4 protein-coding genes are annotated in these 3,821 nt (G+C 60.0%); 1 reads left to right on the forward strand and 3 read right to left on the reverse strand.

Annotated features, from left to right (window positions below; genetic code table 11):
- Positions 1-59: 59 nt before the first annotated feature.
- The 3 genes from B7L72_RS13535 to B7L72_RS13545 all read right to left on the reverse strand — a co-directional run bounded on the left by B7L72_RS13535 (position 60) and on the right by B7L72_RS13545 (position 3,081).
- Positions 60-1,271: an MFS transporter gene (locus tag B7L72_RS13535; protein ID WP_081194977.1), complete on the reverse strand. Its 1,212-nt coding sequence runs from the start codon at positions 1,269-1,271 to the stop codon at positions 60-62.
- A gap of 149 nt (positions 1,272-1,420) precedes the next feature.
- Positions 1,421-1,741: a helix-turn-helix transcriptional regulator gene (locus B7L72_RS13540; RefSeq protein WP_039178947.1), complete on the reverse strand. Its 321-nt coding sequence runs from the start codon at positions 1,739-1,741 to the stop codon at positions 1,421-1,423.
- Positions 1,738-3,081, reverse strand: a complete 1,344-nt coding sequence (locus B7L72_RS13545; RefSeq protein WP_081194979.1) for a type II toxin-antitoxin system HipA family toxin — start codon at positions 3,079-3,081, stop codon at positions 1,738-1,740. The genes B7L72_RS13540 and B7L72_RS13545 overlap by 4 nt, the downstream gene beginning before the upstream one ends.
- 147 nt (positions 3,082-3,228) lie before the next feature.
- On the opposite strand from B7L72_RS13545, the gene B7L72_RS13550 reads away from it, so the two are divergent.
- The coding region (locus tag B7L72_RS13550; RefSeq protein ID WP_081194981.1) for a DNA-3-methyladenine glycosylase family protein at positions 3,229-3,821 on the forward strand (593 nt) is incomplete at its 3' end.

Genomic DNA, 3,821 nt, shown 5'->3' on the forward strand with positions numbered 1-3,821 from the left:
TAGGAACACTCCGACTTTTTTGCCACCTTTAATGACCCACGCCCTACTTGAGCAGCCGCTTATTTATAGCCTTGCGCCACGGGTTGACCAGGGACTTCAGCGCGCTTTTCAAGCCAGCGCCCCCAGGCAAAAATGACCAGCCCACACAGCGCCAGCCCCGTTCCCACCAGCCCGGTGCTCGACCAGCTGAACCCGGCACTGATCACCAGCCCCGCCAGCCACGCCCCCAGCGCGTTGGCGCCGTTGAACGCCGCATGGTTCATGGAAGCCGCCATGGTCTGGGCATCTTCCGCCACGTCCATCAAGCGCGTTTGTAGCGAAGGCGCCAGCGCCATGCTGGTGCCGACCAGGCCAACGAACAGCAGCCCGCTCCACACCTGGTTGGCGGCAAAGTAGAACAACCCCTGCACCACCGCGCACCACACCAGGATGGTAGGGATTGCCCGCATCAGGTTTTTATCGGCCATGCGCCCACCGATCAGATTGCCCGCGATGGAACCGAGGCCAAAGATGACCAGCACCAAGGGGCCCAGGGCTTCACGCATGCCCGCCTGCTGGGTCAAGGTGGGCATCACGTAGCTGAAAATCGAGAACATGCCGCCACAGCCGATGCAGGCAATGGCAATGGTCACCAGCACACGCTGCTTGACCAGCGCGGAAAGCTCGCGCAGCGGGCTGGCCTGGGCATCGAAGGGCTGCACGGGCACAAAAAGACGAATCAACAGCGCCGTCAGCAGAGCAATCACGCCCACCCCGGCAAAGGCAATTTGCCAACCAAACAGGTTGCCTGCCCAGGTACCCAGCGGCGCCCCGATCAGAATGGCCACCGTCAGCCCCATCATCACCCGAGCAATGGCCCGCGCCCGTTGATCGACCGGCACGGCGCCAGCCGCCACCAGCGCCGCCACGCCAAAGTAGGCCCCGTGGGGCAGCCCGGCCAGAAAGCGTAGCCCCACGAACGACCAGAACCCCGGCGCCATGGCGCTGGCAATGTTACCCACGGCAAACACCAGCATCAGCGCGATCAGCAGCGCTCGCTTGGGCACCCGCGCGGCCAGCGCCGAAATCAGCGGTGCCCCCACCACGACCCCCAGGGCGTAGCTGCTGATGGAATAGCCTACCTGCGGCACGCTCACGGCCAGGTCTTCCGCCACGCGGTTCATCAACCCCATGATGACGAACTCGCTGGTGCCGATGCCGAACCCGCCCAGCGCCAGCACGAATTCCGCCCACCGCGGATGCCGCGCCAGCCCCGTTGATGATGCTTGCATACCTCACTCCCCAGGCGCGGGATAACGCGCCTGTTCACTAAACGATCCTGGATAGTCGCAAATGATGGCAGGATTAGACGAAAGCAGAAATACAAGGCATGAAAAAAGTTAGCGTGCGAACTCAATCATCCAACGATAAACCAAGAGGATTAGTCCCTCGTGGCATTGGCTGACAACAAGCGCTCGCGCAGCTCGCGGTTGCGCGGCAGCAAGCCTACCTGCAGACCCAGCGGCCGGAAGACCTGATTGAGCAGCGCCACGGTAGGGCTTGCCTTATCGGCTTCCAGGTCTGACAGCGAACGACGGCTGATGCCCACCAGATCGGCGTATTGGGTCTGCGACATGCCCAGTACCTCACGGCGGAGCTGACGCAGCACCTGCCCAGAGCTGATTTCTTCGCGCACCAGTTGAGCCGCTAATGTCGTCAGCAGCGCCTCCCGCTCGATGCTGGTGAGCTCTTTGCGCTTCATACCAACCCCCAGCGCTGCAGCTTGGCATCCAGATGATCCAACCCCACCGCATCCAATGCCAAAATGGTATTGGGTACACCCCGCTGCGCTAGCCGTTTCTTCAAGCCCACTAGCTGGCTACCCAAGGCTTTCAGCTCTGCCATGAGCCGCTCTGGTGGAAGATAAACGCTCAGGCGTTCTGCAATGGCGGCCCAGTTAAACTCTCGCCCTTCTTCAAACGGCGCCCCCCAGGTAATGGTTCTGACGATTCCCTCAGGATCTGCCTTCATGGGCGCAAAGTCGTACACCGGTGCCCACCAGGTTCCTTGCGGTGTTTTCAGCAGCGCCGCATTGCGGCCATGATTGTCGCTATTGGCAAACGCAACATTGAGCAGGTCGCGTTTCACCCACTCACTGACAAAGCGCGCCGTATCGAAATGGTCACCCGACTCACGCACGCGGAATTGTTGGCTCAACATATCCACCAACTCCCCGACCACGGCAAAATGATTCAAGAAGCTTCCCGGCTCTTTCCCCATGACGGAGTAAACAGACTCCAGGCCATACCGCGCGAGCGCTCCCTCTTGATAGCCCACATCAAAGCGGGGCAACCAGAGCGATGGATATCGCGCACCTTCGATCAGACGCATCCCTTGGGTATCGATGGTCGCGACGCCCAGCGACGCTAACTCGTGATAGAAATAGTACTCCGCACGCAATATGTCGTTATCGATCACCGTGCGCTGACCGCGAGGAAATTTCACCAGATAGTACTGATCGATATTCGCCGGATCGTCCTGATAGGTATCAATCCAGACCTGATCATCTGATGAACAGCGCAACAGCAGCTTGGGCGCCTCACCACCGGCCCCAGTCGCGCCCCCCCCAGCAGCCCCCATCTGCTGCGCATAGGCCAGAAAGTCGCTATCCCGATTGACGACATCCACCATTGCAAAGCGCTGCTGCTCCAGCGTGCTGCCTGCTGGGCGCTCAGGAAGGGCCTCTTTGATACGTAAATTGCCCACTGGCGCAATCGTTCCCTTGGCCAGTAGCGCGGCATCCTGCTCCGCCTCACTAAGTGCCGATATACCCAACTGCGTGACCCAGTAACGGCGGCTGGCCCCAGAGGGCATGATATCGTCTAAAAAAGTGAACCAGCGTGGCGATTGATGGGTATTCATCAACTCGATAGGCAAACGAAGGCTACAGGCGTGCTCATCGTCGTGATCCAGCCACTCAAGGGCATAATCGGTAAGGTAGCCCAAACGCGCAGGCCCTCGACGGCCCCGCTCTGGATGCTCGAACACCAGCTCGGCAGCATCGTGCCACTGCCCTTGGTAGAAGGCTTGAACGGTTAGCAACACGGCTCACCTTTAACGCGTCATTTGATGAGTAGTTTAATGCTCAAAAGTGTAGTTCGAAGCAGCATAATGTGCACTTTAATACTCAAATTTAAATCAAATTATCTTAAATGAGCAGTTTAATACCCATTTACCTCAGGAGATATCATGCCGTCTGATCAAACGCCCGTTGATATGATCGAGCACGCCATGCAGGCATTGGCCCACGCCGACCCCGACATTGCGCGTGCCTACCCCTTGGTGGGTGCGCCCAGCCCGCGCCAGCGCGACCCCGGGTTTGCCACCTTTTTCTCGACCATCGTTAGCCAGCAGATCTCCACCGAGGCCGCTCGGGCCATCATGGGCCGAGTGAATACGCTGCTGCCGGAGCTGCATGCCACGGCGGTGATGGAGGTGGAAGGCCAGGCGCTGCGGGATGCAGGCTTGTCGTGGCGCAAGATCGAGTATGCCAAAGGGCTGGCAGAGGCGGAACTTGCGGGCACGTTTAGCGCCGATGGCTTGGCGCACCTCAGCGATGACGAGGCGATTGCCGCGATTACCCAGCTACGTGGTTTTGGCCGCTGGAGCGCCGAGACCTACCTGATGTTCTCGCTCAAGCGCCCCGATATCTTCCCCGCCGACGACTTGGCGTTAAGAGTGGCGCTGGGCCGCCTGAAAGGCATGGAGGACAAACCCACGCCGAAGCAGGCCCGCCAGTTGGTGGAACCCTGGGCCCCCTGGCGCAGCGTGGGGTCGCTGTT

Origin of the sequence: Halomonas sp. BC1 (genome assembly GCF_002078135.1) — a bacterium.
Lineage (GTDB): Bacteria > Pseudomonadota > Gammaproteobacteria > Pseudomonadales > Halomonadaceae > Vreelandella > Vreelandella stevensii.